General features: G+C 73.7%; 3 protein-coding genes. All 3 read left to right on the plus strand.

Annotated elements, in window-relative coordinates; translation table 11 throughout:
* Positions 1 to 1,611: DNA internalization-related competence protein ComEC/Rec2 (locus PHC73_RS13705; RefSeq protein ID WP_300129373.1), on the plus strand; the 1,611-nt coding region annotated here is incomplete at its 5' end.
* A gap of 81 nt (positions 1,612 to 1,692) precedes the next feature.
* On the plus strand, positions 1,693 to 2,334 hold the full coding sequence (locus PHC73_RS13710) for a MotA/TolQ/ExbB proton channel family protein (RefSeq protein ID WP_300129375.1): 642 nt from the start codon (positions 1,693 to 1,695) through the stop codon (positions 2,332 to 2,334).
* Positions 2,331 to 2,651: biopolymer transporter ExbD (locus PHC73_RS13715; protein WP_300129377.1), on the plus strand; the 321-nt coding region annotated here is incomplete at its 3' end. The genes PHC73_RS13710 and PHC73_RS13715, both read left to right, overlap by 4 nt.

A 2,651-nucleotide genomic window follows, 5' to 3' on the forward strand; every position in this document is an offset into this window, starting at 1 on the left:
GCGCTGGTCGGCCGGCTGTGGGCTCGCTCGTCGCGGCTCGCCCGGCGCTGGCCGGCGCCGCGCGCGGCGGCGCTGTCGGCCACGGCGGCGGTGTTCGGTTACGCGGCGCTGGCCGGTTTTGCGGTGCCGGCGCGGCGCACGGCGCTGATGTTCGGCGTGGCGGCGCTCGGCGCGGCCAGCGGGCGCGAGACCTCGGGCGGGCGCCTTTTGGTGCTGGCGGCGCTGGTGGTGCTGGTGCTGGAGCCGCTGGCGCTGCTGGCGAGCGGCTTTTGGCTGTCGTTCGGCGCGGTGGCGGTGTTGCTGTGGCTGGCGCTCGGCCGCGAGCGGCGCGGACCCGCCGCGCCTGCCGATTCGTCCGCTGCGCCCGGGCGCCTGCGCACGCTGTGGCTGGCGGCGCGCGCGGCCGGTTTTTCGGCAGTGCGCCTGCAGGCGGCGGTGGTGCTGGCGCTGCTGCCGCTTACGCTCGGTTTTTTCGGTCAGGTGTCGCCGACCGCGGTGCCGGCCAACCTGCTGGCGGTGCCGCTGCTCGGCCTGCTTGCCGTGCCGCTGACCCTGTTGGGCGTTCTGGCATTGCCGGTGCCGGCGTTGGCGGGTCCGCTGCTGTTTGGCGCCGAGCGGGTGTGCGCCGGCACGTTGGTCGCCCTGGAGGCGCTGCGCCGCGCGGCGCCGGCGCTCGTCTGGCCGCCGGTGCCCTGGCCGTTGCTGGCGGCCAGCGCCGTCGGCGTGCTGGTGCTGCTGGCGCCGCGCGGTTTGCCGGGCCGCTGGCTGGGCGTGTTGTGGTGCCTGCCGGCGCTGCTGTACCGGCCGCCGCTGCCGCCGGTGGGGGGATTCGTCGCCACGGTGCTCGACGTGGGGCAGGGCCTGTCGGTGGTGGTGCGCACGCGCGGGCATGCGCTGGTCTACGACAGCGGCCCCAGGTTCAGCGAGCGCTTCAGCGCCGGCGAGGCCATCGCGCTGCCGGAACTGGCGCGGCTCGGGGCGCGGCGGCTGGATCGGTTGCTGCTGTCGCACGGCGACGCCGATCACGCCGGCGCTGCGGCCGACATCGTGGCCGGCATCCGCACCGAGCGGGTGGTGAGCGGCACGCCGCGACAAATCACCGGCGTGGGCGCGGTCGAGCCGTGCCGGGACGGCCTTGCCTGGACCTGGGATGGCGTGAGTTTCACCCAACTGGCGCCGGGCGCGAGTCTGCCCGCGGCCGCCGACAACGACCGCTCCTGCCTGCTGCTGGTGCGCGCGGCGAATGGCCAAAGCCTGCTGCTGACCGGCGATGCCGAGGTGGCTGCCCAGCGGCGCCTACTCGCGGCCGGGCTGCCGGCGCGCGTGGACGTGCTGCTGGCGCCGCACCACGGCAGCCGCGGCGCGCTGTATCCGCCGCTGATCGCGCGCCTCGAGCCGCGCGAGGTGATTTTCTCGGCCGCCTACCGCAGCCGTTTCGGCCATCCGCATGCGGCGGTCACGGCGGCGTATCGCGCCGCCGGCGCGCGGCTGTGGAACACCGCGCTGGTCGGCGCGGTGCTGGTGGCGAGCGGCCCCGCGCAGCCGCTGATCGATGCCCAGCGCCTGCGCGACCGGCATTGGTGGCGGTCAGGGGCGCCTGAGGCGCCGTGATAGACTCGCCGGTCCGCCGACGCGCGGGCAGCGTGTTCATTTTCAAGGTTCCTCGTCGCTCAACATCGGGTCTAGGCCGCCGTGTGGGAACTGCTCAAGGCCGGCGAGTGGCCGGTCATTCCGTTGGTTTTGTGTTCCATCCTGGCGCTCGGCATCGTGCTCGAGCGGGCCTGGGCGCTGCAGCGCCGGCGCGTGCTGCCGCCCGGCCTGCTGCAGCAGGTCGAGCACTGGTGCACGGCGGGCGAGGTGGATGCGGCGCGCATCCGCGCCCTGCGTGAGCACTCGCCGCTCGGGCGCATCCTGGCGGCGGTGCTGCTGCACGGCGGCGAGGACCGCCAGCGCCAGCGCGAGAACGTCGAGGACACCGGCCGGCACCTGACGCTGGAGCTCGAGCGGTACCTGAACGCGCTGGGCACGCTGGCCACCATCTCGCCGCTGATCGGCCTGTTCGGCACCGTGATCGGCATGATCGAGACCTTCAACGCCATCAGCCTGTCGGGCATCGGCGCGCCCGAAAAACTCGCCGGCGGCATCGCCATCGCGCTGGTCAACACGGCCTTCGGGTTGTTCGTGGCCATCCCGAGCTACATCTTCCACCGCTATTTCCGCGGCCGGGTGGACGAACTGGTGGCCGACCTGGAACAACAGGCGGCGGAACTGGCCGAGTCGCTGGCGCATCTGTCCGAGCGCCTGCAGCGCGAGCGCGCGGCGCGCCGGGCATGAATTTCCGCACCCGGCGTCGGCCGGACGACGTGGAACTGAACTTCGTGCCGCTGATCGACGTGCTGATCGTGCTGCTGATCTTCCTGATGGTGACCACCAGCTTCAGTCGCCTGGGTCAGCTCAAGGTGGACCTGCCGCAGGCGGCCAGTGACGCCGCTGCACCGACCGACAACGCCATCGAGCTGGCCATCGCTGCCGACGGCAAGTGCACGCTGGGTGCGCAAACCATCGCCGCCGGCGACATCGCCGGCCTCGCCGCCGCCCTGCGCGCGGCGGCTGGCGGGCGCCAGGATGCCGTGCTGGTGCTGGCGGTCGAT

Origin of the sequence: Immundisolibacter sp., from assembly GCF_028696615.1 — a bacterium.
Taxonomy (GTDB): Bacteria; Pseudomonadota; Gammaproteobacteria; order Immundisolibacterales; family Immundisolibacteraceae; genus Immundisolibacter.